A 17,799-nucleotide genomic window follows, 5' to 3' on the forward strand; every position below is an offset into this window, starting at 1 on the left:
TTGCACCGGAAGTGCCTTTCTCGTCGGGTCAGATTGTTGTGTGGAAACTCCAATCATCCCAGCTCAGAAGGCACTTTCCTCATACCGACACCCGAACCACCGTCAATTCATCCGTGGATCGAGGCTAAGCCCCGATCCTGCCGGTCGGTTCTCGTCGCCCTTGCCCGACGACCTGGTATACGTCGAGCCGCATCCGCGTCGCGTCCAGGCCATCCGCCAAGGCCGCACGGTCATCGACACCGAGCGGGCGCTGTTGGTGCACCGCCGCAATCGGCCGCTGTCGTATGCGTTTCCGGCCAACGAGGTCGACGGGCTGCCCAACGAACCCGAGCCCGAGGCGCCCGGCTACGTCGTGGTGCCCTGGGATGCGGTCGATGCCTGGCTCGAAGAAGGCCGCAAGCTCGTGCACTACCCACCGAATCCGTATCACCGCGTGGACTGCCGCCCGACACGGCGCCGGTTGTGCGTCGACGTCACCGGTACGACGCTGGTGGACACCGACGACACGGTGATCGTGTTCGAGACCGCACTGGAACCCCGGCTCTATGTCGACCCGTCCCTGGTCCGCACCGATCTGCTGCGGCGCACCGACACGTCGACCTACTGCAACTACAAGGGGCCGGCGTCGTACTGGGCGGCGGTCATCGGCGGCACCGTCGTCGACGACGTTGCCTGGAGCTACCCGGACCCGCCGCCGGAGAGTTTGCCGATCAAGGGATTTCTCAGCTTCGACGCGACGCGGGCAGACGTCGTGGCCGAACTTCCGTCCGTCACATAGGAATAGCTACAACCGCGACTCGACACCGATCGCGGTGTCGGTTTGCCGCATGGGACGGATCAACGCCTCCTGGACAAACGACGCGAGCAGTTCGCCTTCCTCGGTGTGCACGTGCCCGCGCACATATGACATACCGGCGCCGGCCTGCATGCTTTCGTGGCTGTACAGCAGCCAGCCGTCCCAGCGCACCGGCTCATGGAAGCTGACCGTGAGCGTCATCGGCGCAGTGGACACCGTCAGATGCGACTGGCTGGTTCCGATCCCGGCGTGTGCCCGCATCGTAGTTGAGATGCCCAGGTGGCCGGTGAAATAGGAGACCAATGCCTTGGCTAGCTCGTCGCGGGTCGGGATCGGGTCGTAGTGCAGCCAGGCGTACAACTCCGGCGGCCCCACCTCGTCGGGACTGTTGACGTCGACGACGTCGACCAACCGCAGTTCGCGCCCGACCATCGGCATCGGCGACACGTGGGCTTCGCCCGGCGGAGCGACATCGGGCCGCGGGAAGTGGTGGCGGATCACGTCGGGCGACGGGGCATCGGCCAAAACGGTCACGGTCACGCAGCGCCGGCCGTTCTGGATGGCCGACACCACCGCGGTGGCGGTGGACCGGCCCTCGTGCACGACGTCGACTTCCAACTCGACCGGCGGACCCACCATGATGGCCCGGGCGAACACCGCGTGCGCCGAGCGCAGAGATTTTTCCGGAAACCGTTTGGCCGCAGCGACAATCGCCTGCGCGAGTACCTGTGTACCTTCGACTACCTGCCGCTCGTCCGCGCCCGCAAGCCCGGTGTCGGCGGTGAACCGGTTGGTACCGTCGGGCCGCGCGTCGAACAACTCGAGCAGTCCGCTCACCGACCATTGGGTCTGATCAGCATCGGTAGTCATGACCTACAGCGTGACGCTTTCGGACATATATGTAAAGCTGACCGGCAAGGCCGTCGACCCGGTGGAAAGGGACGAGATTGGGAATTGCCGGCCTGCCCCGAAAGGTGACTCGTGACCGACTCTTACTACGAACTGATCGACGACACCGACCCGGTGGGTGAGAAGTTCATCGCCACCGACCTGGTGCGCAGCACTTGGTCGGCGGCGATCCAGCACGCTGCGCCGGTATCGGCGCTGCTGGTGCGAGCACTCGAACGCCGTGCCCGGCGCGACGACACCCGACTCAGCAGAGTCGTCATCGACCTGTTGGGTCCTGTTCCGGCCGAGGGTGACTTCTGGGTTCGTTCTCAACTCGACCGCGTCGGCAGGCAGATCGAATTGGTCAGCGCCGAGATGATGGCGCTCGGACCCGAGGGTCAGCCGCGGCCGGTGGCCCGGGCCAGCGGATGGCGGTTGCAGCAACTCGACACCTATAACGTGGTCCACGTGGCCGCTCCGCCGCTTGCCCCGCTCAGTGAAGCGCGCAACCGCAACCTCGAAAAGAACTTTGACCCCAACTATGTGCACAGCCTGGACTGGCGGTGGCTGACCGAGCCTCTGAACGAAGGCCCGGGAGAATCCTGGATCAGCCCGACGGTCGACCTCGTCAAGGGCGAGGCGATGAGCCAGTTGGAGCGTCTGTTCGCGGTGGCCGACGACGCCAACGGAATCGGCGCCAAACTCGACATCCGCAAGTGGACGTTCCTCAACACCGACCTCGTCGTCCACGTGCACCGCATTCCGGACGGGCGGTGGATCGGAATCCGCGCGGAGACCAACTACGGGCCCGATGGCATCGGAACGACGGTCGGCACGCTGTTCGACGAACGCGGAGCGGTCGGCAGCATTGCGCAGTCAGTACTGGTGCGCCGGCGTTAGCCTCCGGCGCGTAGGCCACGAGTTCGACGAGTCGCAGGCGGGTGTGCTCCGTGGCGGCGCTCAGTTGGGTGGCAAGACGCCGGACGCCGACCCGAGAACCGGCGGTGAGGCCCGCGTCGGTGACCAGCACGTCGACTCCGCCGACAAGGTAGCGCGCGGACTCGACGAAACGGTCGATCGACGCAGTGTCGGCGAGATCCAGATAGGCGGCGAAGACCGCCCCGCCGTCGGCCCGCAGCCGCGCCGCGAGCCGCTCGCAGATGTCTACCCGCCGGGCGCCCAGCACCACCAGATCGCCGCGGCGCGCCAATCGCGCGGCGGTCGCCAGGGCTGCCCGCGACGACGGTGCGGTGATCACGACCGCCCTGGACCGGCTCAGAGCGGGCACCGATCTGCCGCGATGTTCCGGGTGCTCATGGCTAGAATCTGGTGGAGGATGGCCGTCGACGGTGGCACGAACACAGCGTGACACTCAAGCGTAATTTTGTAAAGGTTCGGATGTGAGCATGACGACCGGGGGTGACACCTCGACCCGGCACCGAATCCTTACGGCAACCGCCGAGGTGCTCAGTCGCAACGGCAAGCGGAAGCTCAGCCTGTCCGATGTCGCGATCCAGGCCGGCGTGTCCCGTCCGACGCTGTACCGCTGGTTTCCGTCGAAAGAGGAACTGCTGGCAGCGTTCTCGCGCTATGAGCGACAGGCGTTCGACAGCGGCCTGGTCAAGGCCACAGCGGGGCTCAAGGGCGTGGAAAAGCTCGACGCCGCACTGCGGTTCATCGTTGAGTACCAGCACTCCTACACCGGTGTCCGCATGGTCGACATCGAGCCCGAGTACGTTATCGCCGAGTTCTCGCGGGTCATACCGATCATGCGGGCGGGGCTGGAACGGCTGATGCCCGGGCCCGGCGGCGCGGTGAAAGCCGCGACGGCGATCCGGGTGGCGATATCGCATTACATCGTGCGAAGCGATGATGCTGACCAGTTTCTGTCCCAGCTGCGGCACGCGGTGGGAATCACGCGCCGGGGGTGAACAGCACTGCCGCGTTGAGGTAACCCGTCGGGTCAAGAGCCGACTTGATCGTCCGCATCGCCGCGATGTCGGCCGGCTCCCGCGACATGCCGACATACTCGCGTTTCCGGCTGCCGACCCCGTGTTCTGAACTGACATTGCCGCCGCAGCCGGCGATCACATCCATCATCGCCGCATACAGCTTGCGCTCTTCGTCGGCGCCGCAACGCAGCACGTTGAGGTGCAGGTTGCCCTCGCCGATGTGCCCGAACAACACCGGAAGCGCTTCGGCGGCGTGCCGGCGAGCCAGCGCGGTGGCATCGGCGGCGAATCCCGCGACCGCTGCCAACGGAAGTGAGACGTCGAACTTCAGCGGCGGCCCGTAAATGCCGAGTACGTCGGCCAGCGATTCCCGCACCCGCCATAGCCGCTGCTGCGCAGCCGGGTCGACGCCGACCGCGGGCTCGCTGCACATCACGACGTCAGCCAGCGCGTCGGCGAGCCGCTCGGTCTGGTCATGGTCGGACGCCAGTTCCACCAGCAGTAGCCAGTCGCCGTCCACCGGTGCCGGTACGCCCAACTGCTCGCCGGTCAGTGCGCTGGCCCGGGCGTCGATCAATTCCAGCGCGGCGATCCCGTCGAGGTCGCGGAAGAGCCGACCGGCGTCGACCAGCGCGTCGAGTTCGGCGAACCCGCACACCGCGGTCACCCGATGCGACGGATTGGGATGTAGCCGCAAATCCAGCGCGGTGATGACGCCCAGCGTGCCTTCGGCGCCGACGAACAGCGCCGGAAGGTCGTAGCCGGTGTTGTCGGCGCGCACCCGGCTGTGCCGGTGCACCAGCGAGCCGTCCGGCAGTGCGACGTCCAGACCGACGACCTGTTCGCCCATGTTGCCGTAGCGCACGGTGCGCAGGCCTCCGGCGTTGGTCGCTGCCATGCCGCCGGCGGTCGCCGTGTCCCGCGCGGACAGATCGACACCGAACAGCAGGCCGGCGGCGATCGCAGCGCGCTGTACCGCAGCCAGTGTGGCGCCGGCGCCGACTTGGATGCGGCGCTCGGCGGTGTCGACGTCGCCGACAGCGCAGAGTCGTTCGGTGGACAGCAGCACATCGTCATGTTCGGGGACGGTGCCGGCTACCAGCGAGGTGCGGCCGCCCTGGATAGTGACATGTGCCCCGGCGCCCCGGCATACCCCCAGCACCTCGGCCACTTCGTCGGCCGAGCCGGGCCGCACCAGCGCGCTGGCTTGACCGCGATAGCGGCCGGTGTGATCGACGCTGCGCCCGGCCAGCACGTCCGGGTCGGTGCTGACATGACGGGATCCCACCACCGACACCAGACTCCGCGGAACGGTCATGGGGTCGGTGTAGCACGATGCAAGATGATCCGGTCAACGGCCCCGGGCTGAGGAGGCAGCGGTGCAACGTGAGGACGTCTGGTTCAACTCCGGTCATGACCGGATCAGCGCCTGGCTTTACCGGCCCGAGGGCGGCGGCGACGCGCCGCTGCTGGTGATGGCCCACGGGCTGGGCGCGGTGCGCACCATGCGGCTAGATGCCTACGCCGAGCGGTTCCGCGCGGCCGGCTACGCGTGTCTGGTGTTCGACTACCGCAACTTCGGTGACAGCGAGGGCCAGCCGCGGCAGCTGCTCGACGTCGGGATGCAATTGCAGGACTGGATTGCTGCGGTGGCCTATGCCCGCACCCTGCACGGCATCGACCATGACCGAATCGGCTTGTGGGGCACATCGTTTGGTGGCGGACATGTGATCGCCACCGCGGCGCGGCTGCCCGGCATCGCGGCCGTCGTCGCACAATGCCCGTTCACCGACGGCATCGCCTCGGTGCGGGCACTCAATCCGCTGATCGCCGCGCGCATCACCGCGCTGGCGGTCCGTGACCTGGTCGCGGCCCGGCTGGGCAAGCCTCCGGTAATGGTTCCCACCTCCGGCAACCCCGGCGAGGTCGCGCTGATGACCGCACCCGACGCATACCCCGGCTATCTGCGGCTGATGCCCGAGGGGGCGCAGGTGTCCAACCAGGTTGCGGCCCGGATCGGCGTGACGATCCTTACCTATCGTCCGGGCCGGCTCGCGGCGAAAGTTCCCTGCCCCATCCTGTTCTGCGTGTGCGAAACCGATTCGGTGGCCCCGGCCGGCCCCACGCTGCGCTACGCCGCCCAAGCGCCTCGCGGTGAGATCAACGTATATCCGGAAGGGCATTTCGCGATCTATGTGGATGACGCGTTCGAGCGCGTCGTCGCCGACCAGATCGCGTTCCTCGACAAGCATCTGAAGGCCGGCTGACTACAGGTCAACGGATGACGCTCACGCCGCCGTCGACCGGAATCACCGCACCGGTGATATAGCAGCTGGCGCGGCTGGCCAGAAACACCGCGATACCCGCCATGTCGTCGGGTCGGCCAATACGGCCCAGCGGCATTAACCTGCCCACCTCGTCCGGTCCGGCTCTGAGCAACTCCTTGGTCATCCGGGACGCAAACAGCCCCGGCGCGATCGCATTGACCAGAATCCGCGGCGCCAGCTCACCGGCCAGGTGCTGGGTCAGCATGTGCACGGCGGCCTTACTGGCGCTGTAAGAGAAGTTGTCCCTGCCCCGCTCCGGCGGGACGAGGCCGTCGACGCTGCCGGTGTTGATCACCCGCGCCGGGTCGTCGTCGGTCGCGCCCGCGGTGAGCATCGGAGCCAACGCCCGCGTCAGCAGGAACAGCCCTTTGACGTTGACGTTGAACACTTTGTCGAAGCCGGATTCGGGAAACTCGCGAAACGGTGCCCCCCATGCCGCGCCGGCGTTGTTGAACAGCGCATGGATCGCGTCCTCCCGACTGGCCAGGCCTGCGGTCAGCGTCTGTGCGCCTTCGGCGGTGCCGAGATCGGCGGGTATGGCATGGACCGGACCGTGACCGGACAATTCGGCGACCGCGGCGTCGAGCTCGGCTTCTTTGCGGCTGCACAGGTACACCGTTGCACCGGCCTGCAGCAACCCCCGTGCCATCATCACACCGATGCCACGGCCGCCACCGGTGACCACGGCGACCTTTCCGTCGAGCCGGAACAAGTCAGTCATGGCAACCAGTCTGGGGGTTGGCCGTCAGCGGCGCGCGCCGACCCCCGCGATCAGGAACTGTGCTTGTTTAGAAGCCCGGCCGTACCGATTGCGGTTCTGACTCCCAACGGCGAGTCCCGGCGGATCGCCTCGTCGCGAATCAACCCGCGCAGCAGCGCGGTGCTGAATTCGGCGGCGATCTCCTTGGCCGTGCGCCGTCCACTCGGCCGCAACCACCGGTAGGCGCCGAGCGTCATCCCGATATAGCCCAGCGCCAGGACGTGCGAGTCGCACTCATAGAATTCACCGCTGGCGATGCCCCGGTCGATCAGACCATGCACGTGTTCATAGACCTGGGTTTCCTTCTCGCGTATCGCCGCGACCTGCTCCTCGGTGAACCACTCGGTGATGTAGGGCTGCTCTTGGAAGTACACCGCCGCGCCTTCGGGATTGGCGGCAATCTGATTGAGCAGTCGCACCGTGTACTGGTACAGCGCCTCGCGCGCCGACATCGACGGATCATCGTGCACCGCGGCCAGGGTGCGCTCGGCGGCCTGCTGATAGATGTCGTAGAGGATCAGCGACTTGCTGGCGTAGTAGTGGTACACGGTCGCCTTGTTCAGCCCGACCACGTCGGCGACGTCGTCCATCCGGGTGCCGTGATAACCGCGCGCGGCAAACAGCTTGGTGGCAACGGTCAGTAGCTCCTCGCGGCGCGAGAGCCCATTCTCGGATGGCATGTCTACTCACTATCAGCCGGCCGGATGCACGTCCCGGTATCAATCAACTAGTTGGAAGTCTAGGCAAGCCGGATGTTCACTGTCGCGGCGTTGGTGGATGCGGCTACACTGCTGGATCAGGTAGGTCGCGACTCGAAGAGGTGGTCAGATGAATTTTGATCCGAATCCGGACTACGACGCTTCCGACGAGATCGAATTTTACATGAATTACTTGACCTGGGGCCTGCGTGGCGTCGTGGACGGTAACGGCTACCCGCCACAGGCGTATCCGCCCGTCTAAAGCGCTTTAAGTTCCTCCGTCACCGCCGATACCGACTTCTTGGCGTCACCGAACAGCAGGGTGGTGCCCTCGGCATAGAACAGTGGGTTGTCGATGCCCGCGAACCCGGAGTTCATCGACCGCTTGAGCACGATCACCGACTTCGACTTGTCCACGTTGAGGATCGGCATGCCATAGATCGGACTGGACGCTTCGTTGCGGGCCGCCGGATTGGTGACGTCGTTGGCGCCGATGACCAGGGTGACGTCGGTGCGGGCGAACTCGTCGTTGATGTCGTCCATGTCTTTCATCGCGTCGTAGTCGACTTCGGCCTCGGCCAGCAGCACATTCATGTGGCCGGGCATCCGGCCGGCCACCGGGTGAATCGCGTATTTCACCGGCACCCCGCGTGACTCCAGCAAGGTGGCCATGTCCTTGACGGCATGCTGCGCCTGCGCGACCGCCAACCCGTAACCGGGCACCACGATCACCTGGTTGGCGTAGGCCATCTGGATGGCGGCATCGGCCGCTGAGGTGGACTTGACATGCTTGTCGCCGTCGTCGCCCCCACCCGGGGCCACCCCGCCACCGCCGAACCCGCCCATGACGATCGCGGGGATGGAGCGGTTCATCGCCTTGGCCATCAGGTTGGTCAGGATCGAGCCGGACGCGCCGACGATCATGCCGGCGACGATCATCGCGGTGTTGTTCAGCGCCAGGCCGGCCGCCGCCGCGGACAGCCCGGTCATCGCATTCAGCAGTGAAATGACCACCGGCATGTCGGCGCCGCCGATCGGCAGCACCACCCTCAGGCCCAGCACAGCGGCGGCGGCCAACAGGCCGACCATCCACCACAACGACACCCCGCCACTGCCCGGATGGGCGTGCAACCCGATGACCACCGCGCAGACGACGGCCCCGACCAACAGCAACACGTTCAGCGGCTGCTGTGCCTTGCCGATACCGATCGGCCGGCCGGAGATGATCTCCTGAAGCTTGCCGAACGCGATGGACGATCCCCAGAACGAGATCGAGCCGATGATCGCCGCGAACAGCGACGCCACCACGACGTGGACCGTCGGCGACTCGCCGTGTTGGAAGTCCGAAAACCCAGTGGTGTCAATGAATTCCGACAGCGCGATCAACGCCACCGTGCCACCACCAACCCCGTTGAAGAACGCCACCAGTTGCGGCATCGCAGTCATCTTGGTCAGCCGCGCCGGCGGGACACCGAGCACGACACCGAGAATCAGACCGGCGATGATCAGCGGCCAGTGGGTGGTGTGGCGGATGAAAGCCAGGGTGGCCGCCACAGCGATGGCCATGCCGACCGCAGCAATCCAGTTGCCGCGCACCGCGGTCCTGGGTCCGGTCAGGCCCATCATCCCGTAGATGAACAGCGCAAACCCGATGATGTAGAGGATCGTGACCAGATAGTTCATCGGGATTGCCGGTCCGTCTCCGGCTTCGCAGGCGTGGGCTTTTTGCCCTTGAACATGCCCAGCATCCGGTCGGTGACGATGAACCCGCCGATGACGTTCAGGGTGCCGAACACCAGCGCGACGAACAGGATGATCTGCAGCGCCAGCGACGGGTGCTCGATTCGTCCGAGCAGCAGCAGCGCACCGAGCACGACGATGCCGTGAATCGCGTTGGTGCCCGACATCAACGGGGTGTGCAGCGTGTTGGGCACTTTGGAGATCACGGCGAAGCCGATGAACCCGGAAAGCACCAGGATCGCCAGGTTGGCCAATACTTCGTCGTACAACATCTAGCTGTCCTCTCCAGCTATCCGGGTCACACACGCCGCAGCGACGACCTCGTCGTCGAAATCCGGGGCCAGCTTGCCGTCTTTGATCAGCAACTCCAGCAGCGCAGTGATGTTCTTGCTGTAGAGCTCGCTGGCATGTTCGGGCATCGTCGCCGGCAGGTTGAGCGGTGCGGCGATGGTGACGTCGTGCTTGACGACGGTTTGGCCCGGTTCGGTCAGCTCACAGTTGCCACCGGCCTCCCCGGCCAGGTCGACGACCACACTGCCCGGTTTCATTCCCTCCACCGCGGCGGCGGTCACCAGCCGCGGCGCCTGGCGGCCCGGGACGAGTGCGGTGGTGATCACCACGTCGAACCCAGTGATCGCCTCCTCCAACGCTTTCTGTTGCTGCGCGCGTTCGTCGTCGGTGAGCTCACGCGCGTACCCGCCCTCACCGGAAGCTGAGATCTTTTCCGAAATCCCGGGCTCGAGCCATTGGGCGCCCACCGACCGGACCTGATCGGCGACCTCCGGACGCACGTCGTAGCCCGACGTGCGCCCGCCCAACCGTTTGGCCGTCGCCAACGCCTGCAGCCCGGCCACGCCAACGCCGAGCACCAGCACGGTGGCCGGCTTCACCGTGCCCGCCGCGGTGGTCAGCATCGGGAAGAACCGGGTCGACTCGCAGGCCGCCAACAGCACAGCCTTATACCCGGCCACGTTCGCCTGTGACGACAACGCGTCCATCACCTGGGCCCGGGATATCCGCGGGATCGCCTCCAGGGCGAACGCCTGTATGCCGGCCTCTGTCAGGGCGCCGATCGAATTGTCGGCGTCGCGGGGCGCCAAAAACCCGATCAAGGTCTGCCCGCGGCGCAGCCGACCAACCTCCTCGGCGGTCGGCGGCGCGACCTTGACGACGATCGCGGCCGCCCAGGCATCACCGATGGTGGCGCCCGCCTCCGTGTAGAGCTCGTCGGGAAGCAGCGCACGCTCGCCCGCACCCGACTCGACCACGACCGCGACCCCGCTTTTCACCAGCGGCGCGACCGCCTTGGGCACCAGCGCGACCCGTCGTTCGTCGGACCCGGACTCGGCGACCACCCCCACTGTCGTCTGCGTATCTGTCATGGCGCGTACATCTACTTTCTGTACTTTTCAGGCCTGTGACCCCGTTGGACCGGCCCTCACCCTAACCTGACTGCCCGGCTCTACTCCCAGCGCCGTGATACACCCCGGCTTACCATCGCCTGCGCTCGCATATGCAAGCCGGGCTGTCGCAGGCAGCGGATAAGTTCGGGTTGACCTGCAGACTTTATTGTCTAGCGTCCTTGACTAGAAACAGTCTAGCTCGCTAGACTAGATTGGTGGAATCAAAGAGGAACCGACCAGGTCAGTCATCAAACGGTTGAAGGCCGGTTCCAGACAGCCACCGGATGATCAGCCCCGGCGTGGTCCGCAAGATCAACAACGCCATCGACGAAAGCAAGGGAAAGTGATGCACGACTACAAAGTCGACGTCAGCCGCGATGGTCGCTGGTGGATGATCCACGTGCCCGAAATAGGCCAACTCACCCAAGCGCGCCGCATCAGCGAAATTGAAGACATGGCCCGAAGCCTCATCGCCATCAGCACCGACACTCCACTCACCGACATCGGCGTGCACATCACCAGCATCGAAGTCCCCGAACTCGGTGACATCGCCGCGCGCGCCCGTGAAATCGAAGCGGGGCGTCGCGTCGCGGTGCACGCCAACGAGGTAGCGCAACGCGACGTTGCCGACTACGCCCACGCCTTAGCAAAGGCCGGCGTCCCCGTCCGTGACGCAGCGGCGCTCCTACACGTATCGCCCCAACGCGTTAGTCAACTCGCCAGAGAACGGTAGGTGCCGTTAGGAAGATTTGGCATTCCACGAAGCGGCGGCGTTCTGCGCGACCTTCGCGGCACGAGCACCCCTTAGTCACCACAGCGGGAGGTCTTGGCCGTACTCCGCGGGCGGGCGAGGTCCGAAGTAGCGCCGCTCGGATTCGTCGATCGCGACGTCGTTGATGCTGGCTTCTCGCCGCGACATCAGGCCGGCCTCGGTGAACTCCCACAACTCGTTGCCGTAGCTGCGGTACCACCGGCCGGCGTCGTCGTGCGACTCGTATTGGAACCGCACGGCGATCCGGTTGTCCCCGAAACTCCACAGGCTCTTGCGTAGCACGTAGTCCTGCTCGATCTGCCATTTCCGGGTCAAAAACTCCACGATCTCCGCACGCCCGACGATGTGCAGGTCGCGGTTACGCCAGTGCGAGTCGACGGTGTAGGCCCGGCTGACGCGATCCGGGTCGCGGGTGTTCCAGGCATCCTCGGCCGCCTGAACCTTCTGGGTCGCCGTCTCGAGCGTGAACGGTGGCAGCGGCGGGCTGGTCTCGGTCATGACGTCCATCCTGCTCCCGCGCCTGCGGCTTACCCGCGGTGGCTTATCGTGACGGGCATGGACTTTGCGATGTCGGCCAAGGCGAGCGACTACCACAAGCGGCTGTCCGACTTCATGACCGAGTACGTCTTCGGCGCCGAGGCCGAATATGACCGCTACCGCCACGAAGCCGGCCCGCACGACCACACCCTGCCGCCGGTCGTCGAGGACCTGAAGGCCACGGCCAAAGAGCGCGGCCTGTGGAACCTGTTCCTGCCCGCCGAGTCGGGTTTGACCAACCTGGACTACGCGCCATTGGCCGAGCTGACCGGCTGGAGCATGGAGATCGCGCCCGAGGCGCTGAACTGCGCCGCGCCAGACACCGGCAACATGGAGATCCTGCACATGTTCGGCACCGAGCAGCAGCGCAAGCAGTGGCTGCAGCCGTTGCTCGACGGCGAGATCCGCAGCGCGTTCTCGATGACCGAGCCGGCTGTCGCCAGCAGCGACGCCCGCAACATCGAAACCACCATCGCCCGCGACGGCGGCGATTACGTCATCAACGGCCGCAAATGGTGGACGTCGGGCGCGGCGGACCCGCGCTGCAAGGTGCTCATCGTGATGGGCCGCACCAACCCCGACGCGGCCAGCCACCAACAGCAGTCGATGATCCTGGTCCCGGTCGACAGCGCGGGCGTGACCATCATCCGCTCGACACCGGTGTTCGGCTGGCAGGGCCAACACGGGCACTGCGAGGTCATCTACGACAACGTCCGGGTGCCTGCCGCCAATCTGCTCGGTGAAGAGGGCAGCGGTTTCGCGATCGCCCAGGCCCGGCTGGGGCCCGGCCGCATCCATCACTGCATGCGTGCCCTGGGCGCAGCCGAACGCGCGCTGGCGCTGATGGCGAATCGCGCCCGCAACCGGGTGGCGTTCGGCCGCCCGCTGGCCGAGCAGGGCGTTGTTCAGCAGTCAATCGCCAAGTCCCGCAACGAAATCGACCAAGCCAGGCTGCTATGCGAGAAAGCGGCGTGGACCATCGACCAGCACGGCAACAAGGCCGCCCACCTGCTTGTCTCGCAGATCAAGGCGGTGGCCCCGCAGGTGGCCTGCGATGTCATCGACCGCGCCATCCAGGTCCACGGCGCCGCCGGGGTCAGCGACGACACCCCGCTGGCCCGGCTCTATGGCTGGCATCGCGCGATGCGGATCTTCGACGGACCCGACGAGGTGCACTTGCGGACCATCGCACGCGCCGAGATCGGCCGGGAGAAAAGCGCTTTTGCTGCGGCGGTCACCTGAGATGGCGGCAGTTGTGCGGGATCTACAGGGGGCCTGGAACTTTCGCGACGTTGCGGATAGCGCCGGCGTGCTGCAACCGGGGCGACTGTTCCGTTCCGGTGAACTGAGCCGACTCGACGACGACGGCCGTGACGTGTTGCGCCGGTTGGGCATCACCGATGTCGCCGACCTGCGCTCGCCCCGCGAGGTCCAGCGTCGCGGACCCGGCCGGGTTCCCGACGGTGTGGACATCCACCTGGTGCCCATCCCCGACCTCGCCGCCGATGAGGCCGGCTCCGACGGCGAGGCCCCGCATGAGCATGCTTTCAGGAAACTGATGGCGGACAAGCCCGGCGACGAATCGGTCAACGAAGCGTCCACCCGCTACATGGTCGACGAATACCGCAGATTTCCCACCTACAGCGGTGCGCAGCGCGCGCTGCACCGGGTCGTCACGCTGCTGGGCACGGGACGCACGGTGCTGGCGCACTGCTTCGCGGGTAAGGACCGCACGGGGTTCATGGTCGCGCTGGTGCTGGAAACCATCGGCGTCGACCGGGATGCCATCCTGGCGGATTTTCTGCGCAGCAACCAGGCCGCCCCGCAATTGCGGGCCCGGATTCTGGAGATGATCCAGCAGCGTTCGGACACCGAATTGACCCCTGAGGTGATGACGTTCACCGAGGCGCGGCTGTCCGACGAAGTCCTCGGTGTCCGCGAGGAATACCTGGACGCGGCGCGGCGGACCATCGATGAAAACTACGGTTCGCTCGAGGGTTACCTGCGCAGCGCGGAGATCACCGAGGCCGACGTGGACAGGATGCGCGGCGCGCTTTTGGGCTGAATTCAGCGGGCGTGCGGCCGACGACCAGTGCCGATCTCGCGGCGCTCAGCGCTGAACACGGACGGTGCGGAAACCTGAGAGCGGCGAGAGCTGCAACTGAGTGCTTCCGAAGAAAAACCTGATTCGCCCGCAACTCGATGCTGGACACTCGGTCGGCGTTTTCGGCTACTCGCAGAGCACCCTCATCTCCTCGCTGGAGATGGAGCAGCTCGACCCTGCCGGCACGCCGAGTGATTTGCCCTTATCTTTCGTGCTGATCGGCGATCCGATGAATCCCAACGGCGGGGTTCTGGAACGATTTGAGGGTTTTCAGGATCCGAGTCTGGGTCTGAATTTCTACGGCGCGACTCCGGCCAACGACTTCCCGACCACCATCTACTCGCTCGAATACGACGGCTTCGCGGACTTCCCGCGCTACCCGATTAATTTCTTGTCGGACCTCAACGCCGTTGCGGGCATCGAGTTCGTGCACGGCACCTATCCGGAAGGCGGGCCGGCCGGGGGCATTGGAACGCCTGTTGTATTGGATGGCTCGGTCAGCCAGGCGCCACGGACAGCCTGACGAACTACGTGATGATTCCGGTCAACAACCTGCCGCTGCTGGATCCCTTGCGCGCCGTCCCCGTCGTCGGGACCCCACTTGCCGACCTGGTCCAGCCCGACCTGAAGCCGATCGTGAATTTGGGCTACGGCGACCCCAACTTCGGCTGGTCGACCGCTCCGGCGAACGTCCCCACCCAGTTCGGGTTGTTCCCCAGCCTCAGCGACTTCGAAAAGCTGCCGCCGCTTCTGGTCAGCGGCACCCAGGATGGGATCACCAAGTTCATCGGCGACCTCACCTCTGGAAACTTGCTGATGTCGCTGACCATTGGCCCATCGGGAATGGCCGCCATGTTGTCCGACCCGACGGCTCTGCTGTCGTCGCCGGCGGACTTCCTTAACAACATTTCGAGTGCGGCCGCGGCCGCCTATGGCACGCTGCTGCCGACAGCAGACATCCTCAATGCGGTGCTGACCAGCATCCCGGCCTACGACCTCAGCCTGTTCCTGGACAACATCAGTAACCCCATTAACGCAATCGGTCTGCCGGTCGCGGCTGACACCGGACTGCTGACACTGGCAGGCGGGGTTGAAGGGTTGGTCCTCCTGGATGCGGCCACGACCATCGCCGGCGATTTCGGGCTCGGGGCTCTGACCGGCCTCATCCCGTTCTGATCCGCCCAAGAACCGCTGTGCCGGAACCAGTTTCTGGCACAGCGGTTCACTGGGGTAAGGCTACGGCTCCAGGACCAGCTTGCCGAGCACCCCACCGTCGGCCAGGGCCTGCAGCGCGGCACGTCCCTCCGAGAGCGGATACCGCTGCGGCGGTGGCGGTTTCAATCCCAGCGACACCAGCGGGCCCAGGCCCCATGCGAACAGCGCGGCCGAACCGGGCACCTGGCGCAGGTACTCACCCCAGGCGACGCCGAGCACGCCGACATTGCGTAGCAGCAGCCGGTTGACCTTGACCGTGGGGATCGCGCCCGCGGCGAAACCGATGACCAGCAGCTTGCCGTCGATGGCCAGCACCCGGATGGCGTCGTCGAACGCCGGCCCGCCGACAGGATCGACCACGATGTCCACGCCCCGACCGTCGGTATGTTCGCGGACCGCCTGAGCCCAGCCGTCGGTCAGCGGCAGCACCACGTCGGCACCGAGCGACTCGACGAACTCCGTTGCGCCCGTGCGGTGCACCATCGCGATGACCATGCCGGCGCCCATCGCCCTGGCCACTTGGATCGCCGCGGTGCCCACGCCGCCGGCTGACCCCAGCACCAGCACGGTGTCACCCGGCCGCATCGCGGCGCGGCGCGTCAGCGCGAAATACATGGTGTTGTAGTTCACCAGCAGCGACACCGCTTCGCCGTCGTCGAGTTCCGCGGGGCTGCGAGTCACGTTCGCCACCGGGGCGACCACCTGTTCGGCGAAGCCGCCGAGAATGCCGAACGCCGAGACCCGGTCACCCACTTTGAATTCGGATTCTTCCGGCGCCGAGGCCACCACGCCCGCGGCCTCCATGCCGGGGATGAACGGCGGCGGTAGTTTGAGCTGATACTCGCCCTTACTAAGCAGCAGGTCCGGAAAGCACACACCGGCGGCACGGACGTCGATGACAACCGCGTCGTCACCGTCGCTGACGTCGTCGACATCGGTGTACACCAGGCCGGACGGTCCTTAAAAATCTTGTACCACACAGGCTTTCATGAACGGCGCCCTATAATGAGAATTTGGCCTGCTGCGCCCCGGAGAGGTCGGCGATCGTCGACCACTGTGCGGCAATGTCGTCGATCGACGGCGGATTCTTGAAGGTAACACCCTCGTTCTGGAACAACGCAGTCCGCTGCACCTTGCCACCGCCGACGATGAAGATCGATCCGGTGTCAGCCGATTCCTCCGTGCACAGGTAGGCCACCACCGGCGCCACGAACTCGGGCGTGAGCTTCTCGAACACCTCGGGCGGCAGGATGTCCTGGGTCATCCGCGTCGCGGCAATAGGCGCAAGGGCGTTGGCCTTGATGTTGTACTTTGCGCCCTCGAGCGCCAGCGTGTTGATCATGCCGACCAGTCCGAGCTTGGCCGCCCCGTAGTTGCTCTGGCCGAAGTTGCCGAACAGCCCGCTGGTGGAGGTGGCGACGACCACCCGGCCGTAGCTCTGCTCGCGGAAGTGCGGCCACGCGGCGCGGATCACGTTATACCCGCCGTAGAGGTGCACCTTGAGCACGGCGTCCCAGTTCTCGAACGTCATCTTGTGGAAAGTGCCGTCACGCAGAATCCCGGCGTTGCTGACCACACCGTGTATGGCCCCGAACTCGTCGAGTGCCGTCTTGACGATGTTCGCCGCATCGTCCTCGCTGGCCACGCTGTCGTAGTTGGCGACCGCGCGACCACCCGCGTCTTTGATCTCGGCGACCACGTGATCGGCCATCGCCGATCCGGCTCCGGTGCCGTCGCGGGCTCCACCGAGGTCGTTGACGACGACGCTGGCGCCTTCCCGCGCGAGGGTCAGGGCATATTCGCGACCCAGTCCCCCGCCGGCTCCGGTGACGATGACGACGCGATCCTGCACTCCGGGCATGGGTTTCCTCTTTCCTTATCGGGCTCAGCTTTCTCGGGCTCAATTGCCCGACGCCTGTCGGGTCGCTGCGCGGCCCGCATCGTCGCCGGGCGGTCGGGGTGGTCGGGTCGGCGCTAGAAGAGCCGGCGCGCCAACTTCTGCGCCCGCTCTGTGTACGGCGGGTAGATGAAGCTCGCTAAATCAGGTCGGGTCGGCTTGGTGAGCACCGACTTGCGGTGGCTGAACTCCTCGAAACCCCACCGGCCGTGGTAGGCACCCATCCCGGACGCGCCGACGCCGCCGAACGGCAGCTTGGCCGTGGCGAAGTGGAAGACGAGGTGGTTGACCACCATGCCGCCCGCCGACACCTCCTTGATCACCCGCTCGCGCACAGCACGCGTCTTGGTGAACAGGTAGGCCGCCAACGGCTTGGGTCGCGAGTTGACGAAACGTATTGCGTCATCGATGGATTGGACCGTCACCACTGGCAGGATCGGGCCGAAGATCTCATCCGTCATCAGCGGCTCGTCGGTAGCGGGGTCGACGACGACGGTGGGCTGAATCCGCACCTGAGACGCATCCGAGCCGCCGCCGAGCGCGACGCGGCCCTTGGTGCCGGCCAGGTAGCTGGTCAGCCGGTCGAAATGCCGCCGGTTCACGATGGGTTTTCCGCCCGGCTCGCCGGACTCGAACGTCGTGACAGCAGCTGTGATCTTGTCGACCAGCTCATCGCGGATCTTCGCGTCGGCCAGCACATAGTCCGGGGC

General features: G+C 65.9%; 21 protein-coding genes and 1 pseudogene. 10 read left to right on the forward strand and 12 right to left on the reverse strand.

What is annotated here, in order from left to right; translation table 11 throughout:
• The first annotated feature begins 109 nt into the window (after nt 1-109).
• A complete protein-coding gene (locus tag ACRDTL_RS08450) occupies nt 110-778 on the forward strand; it encodes a DUF427 domain-containing protein (RefSeq protein WP_431506273.1) in 669 nt (222 codons plus the stop codon).
• 6 nt (nt 779-784) lie between these two features.
• Here the strand turns inward: ACRDTL_RS08450 and ACRDTL_RS08455 are convergent, their stop codons facing one another.
• Nucleotides 785-1,666 carry an acyl-CoA thioesterase gene (locus ACRDTL_RS08455; RefSeq protein ID WP_431506258.1) on the reverse strand — a complete coding sequence of 294 codons (882 nt, stop codon included), beginning with the start codon at nt 1,664-1,666 and terminating at the stop codon, nt 785-787.
• Nucleotides 1,667-1,777: 111 nt separating this feature from the next.
• On the opposite strand from ACRDTL_RS08455, the gene ACRDTL_RS08460 reads away from it, so the two are divergent.
• The gene (locus ACRDTL_RS08460; RefSeq protein ID WP_431506259.1) at nt 1,778-2,584 is read left to right on the forward strand and encodes a thioesterase family protein; all 807 of its coding nucleotides are present in this window, start codon (nt 1,778-1,780) and stop codon (nt 2,582-2,584) included.
• Nucleotides 2,585-2,744: 160 nt separating this feature from the next.
• Here the strand turns inward: ACRDTL_RS08460 and ACRDTL_RS08465 are convergent.
• Nucleotides 2,745-3,056, reverse strand: a pseudogene (locus ACRDTL_RS08465) (hypothetical protein); the annotation flags it as partial.
• A gap of 34 nt (nt 3,057-3,090) precedes the next feature.
• Here ACRDTL_RS08465 and ACRDTL_RS08470 point away from each other — a divergent pair.
• Entirely contained in the window at nt 3,091-3,615 is a 525-nt protein-coding gene (locus tag ACRDTL_RS08470) for a TetR/AcrR family transcriptional regulator (RefSeq protein WP_431506260.1), read from the forward strand.
• On the opposite strand, the gene ACRDTL_RS08475 is transcribed toward ACRDTL_RS08470, so the two are convergent.
• Nucleotides 3,599-4,954 (reverse strand): FAD-binding oxidoreductase, encoded by a 1,356-nt coding sequence (locus ACRDTL_RS08475; protein ID WP_431506261.1) that lies wholly within the window; start codon nt 4,952-4,954, stop codon nt 3,599-3,601. The genes ACRDTL_RS08470 and ACRDTL_RS08475 overlap by 17 nt on opposite strands.
• Before the next feature lie 61 nt (nt 4,955-5,015).
• Here ACRDTL_RS08475 and ACRDTL_RS08480 point away from each other — a divergent pair, with 61 nt between their 5' ends.
• The gene (locus ACRDTL_RS08480; RefSeq protein ID WP_431506262.1) at nt 5,016-5,903 is read left to right on the forward strand and encodes an alpha/beta hydrolase; all 888 of its coding nucleotides are present in this window, start codon (nt 5,016-5,018) and stop codon (nt 5,901-5,903) included.
• 7 nt (nt 5,904-5,910) lie between these two features.
• On the opposite strand, the gene ACRDTL_RS08485 is transcribed toward ACRDTL_RS08480, so the two are convergent.
• The gene (locus ACRDTL_RS08485; RefSeq protein ID WP_431506263.1) at nt 5,911-6,684 is read right to left on the reverse strand and encodes an SDR family oxidoreductase; all 774 of its coding nucleotides are present in this window, start codon (nt 6,682-6,684) and stop codon (nt 5,911-5,913) included.
• Between the two features lie 50 nt (nt 6,685-6,734).
• Nucleotides 6,735-7,403 carry a TetR family transcriptional regulator gene (locus tag ACRDTL_RS08490; RefSeq protein ID WP_431506264.1) on the reverse strand — a complete coding sequence of 223 codons (669 nt, stop codon included), beginning with the start codon at nt 7,401-7,403 and terminating at the stop codon, nt 6,735-6,737.
• Between the two features lie 148 nt (nt 7,404-7,551).
• Here ACRDTL_RS08490 and ACRDTL_RS08495 point away from each other — a divergent pair, with 148 nt between their 5' ends.
• Entirely contained in the window at nt 7,552-7,683 is a 132-nt protein-coding gene (locus ACRDTL_RS08495) for a hypothetical protein (RefSeq protein WP_431506265.1), read from the forward strand.
• Here the strand turns inward: ACRDTL_RS08495 and ACRDTL_RS08500 are convergent.
• Genes ACRDTL_RS08500 through ACRDTL_RS08510 form a run of 3 tightly spaced genes read right to left on the reverse strand, consistent with a single transcriptional unit; the run spans nt 7,680 to nt 10,543 of the window.
• On the reverse strand, nt 7,680-9,110 hold the full coding sequence (locus ACRDTL_RS08500; protein WP_431506274.1) for an NAD(P)(+) transhydrogenase (Re/Si-specific) subunit beta: 1,431 nt from the start codon (nt 9,108-9,110) through the stop codon (nt 7,680-7,682). The genes ACRDTL_RS08495 and ACRDTL_RS08500 overlap by 4 nt on opposite strands.
• Nucleotides 9,101-9,430, reverse strand: coding sequence for an NAD(P) transhydrogenase subunit alpha (locus ACRDTL_RS08505; protein WP_431506275.1), 330 nt, complete (start codon nt 9,428-9,430; stop codon nt 9,101-9,103). The genes ACRDTL_RS08500 and ACRDTL_RS08505 overlap by 10 nt, the downstream gene beginning before the upstream one ends.
• Nucleotides 9,431-9,433: 3 nt before the next feature.
• Complete coding sequence (locus ACRDTL_RS08510; protein WP_431506266.1) at nt 9,434-10,543, reverse strand: Re/Si-specific NAD(P)(+) transhydrogenase subunit alpha; 1,110 nt, start codon at nt 10,541-10,543, stop codon at nt 9,434-9,436.
• A 364-nt stretch (nt 10,544-10,907) separates the two neighbouring features.
• Here ACRDTL_RS08510 and ACRDTL_RS08515 point away from each other — a divergent pair, with 364 nt between their 5' ends.
• Entirely contained in the window at nt 10,908-11,297 is a 390-nt protein-coding gene (locus ACRDTL_RS08515; RefSeq protein ID WP_431506267.1) for a HicB family toxin-antitoxin system, read from the forward strand.
• Nucleotides 11,298-11,372: 75 nt separating this feature from the next.
• On the opposite strand, the gene ACRDTL_RS08520 is transcribed toward ACRDTL_RS08515, so the two are convergent.
• Complete coding sequence (locus ACRDTL_RS08520; RefSeq protein WP_431506268.1) at nt 11,373-11,834, reverse strand: nuclear transport factor 2 family protein; 462 nt, start codon at nt 11,832-11,834, stop codon at nt 11,373-11,375.
• A gap of 69 nt (nt 11,835-11,903) precedes the next feature.
• On the opposite strand from ACRDTL_RS08520, the gene ACRDTL_RS08525 reads away from it, so the two are divergent.
• The 4 genes from ACRDTL_RS08525 to ACRDTL_RS08540 all read left to right on the forward strand — a co-directional run bounded on the left by ACRDTL_RS08525 (nt 11,904) and on the right by ACRDTL_RS08540 (nt 15,153).
• Complete coding sequence (locus tag ACRDTL_RS08525; RefSeq protein ID WP_431506276.1) at nt 11,904-13,115, forward strand: acyl-CoA dehydrogenase family protein; 1,212 nt, start codon at nt 11,904-11,906, stop codon at nt 13,113-13,115.
• Between the two features lies 1 nt (nt 13,116).
• A complete protein-coding gene (locus ACRDTL_RS08530; RefSeq protein WP_431506269.1) occupies nt 13,117-13,938 on the forward strand; it encodes a tyrosine-protein phosphatase in 822 nt (273 codons plus the stop codon).
• Nucleotides 13,939-14,038: 100 nt separating this feature from the next.
• On the forward strand, nt 14,039-14,500 hold the full coding sequence (locus ACRDTL_RS08535) for a PE-PPE domain-containing protein (protein ID WP_431506270.1): 462 nt from the start codon (nt 14,039-14,041) through the stop codon (nt 14,498-14,500).
• An 11-nt stretch (nt 14,501-14,511) separates the two neighbouring features.
• Nucleotides 14,512-15,153 carry a PE-PPE domain-containing protein gene (locus ACRDTL_RS08540; RefSeq protein WP_431506277.1) on the forward strand — a complete coding sequence of 214 codons (642 nt, stop codon included), beginning with the start codon at nt 14,512-14,514 and terminating at the stop codon, nt 15,151-15,153.
• 60 nt (nt 15,154-15,213) lie between these two features.
• Here ACRDTL_RS08540 and ACRDTL_RS08545 read toward each other — a convergent pair whose 3' ends face one another.
• The 3 genes from ACRDTL_RS08545 to ACRDTL_RS08555 form a co-directional block, all read right to left on the reverse strand.
• Nucleotides 15,214-16,140, reverse strand: coding sequence for an NADPH:quinone oxidoreductase family protein (locus tag ACRDTL_RS08545; RefSeq protein WP_431506278.1), 927 nt, complete (start codon nt 16,138-16,140; stop codon nt 15,214-15,216).
• A gap of 52 nt (nt 16,141-16,192) precedes the next feature.
• Nucleotides 16,193-17,053, reverse strand: a complete 861-nt coding sequence (locus tag ACRDTL_RS08550) for an SDR family oxidoreductase (RefSeq protein WP_431506271.1) — start codon at nt 17,051-17,053, stop codon at nt 16,193-16,195.
• A 113-nt stretch (nt 17,054-17,166) separates the two neighbouring features.
• On the reverse strand, nt 17,167-17,799 hold a 633-nt coding region (locus tag ACRDTL_RS08555; RefSeq protein ID WP_431506272.1), incomplete at its 5' end, for an aldehyde dehydrogenase family protein.

This window comes from Mycobacterium sp. (genome assembly GCF_050700595.1).
Taxonomy (GTDB): Bacteria; Actinomycetota; Actinomycetes; order Mycobacteriales; family Mycobacteriaceae; genus Mycobacterium.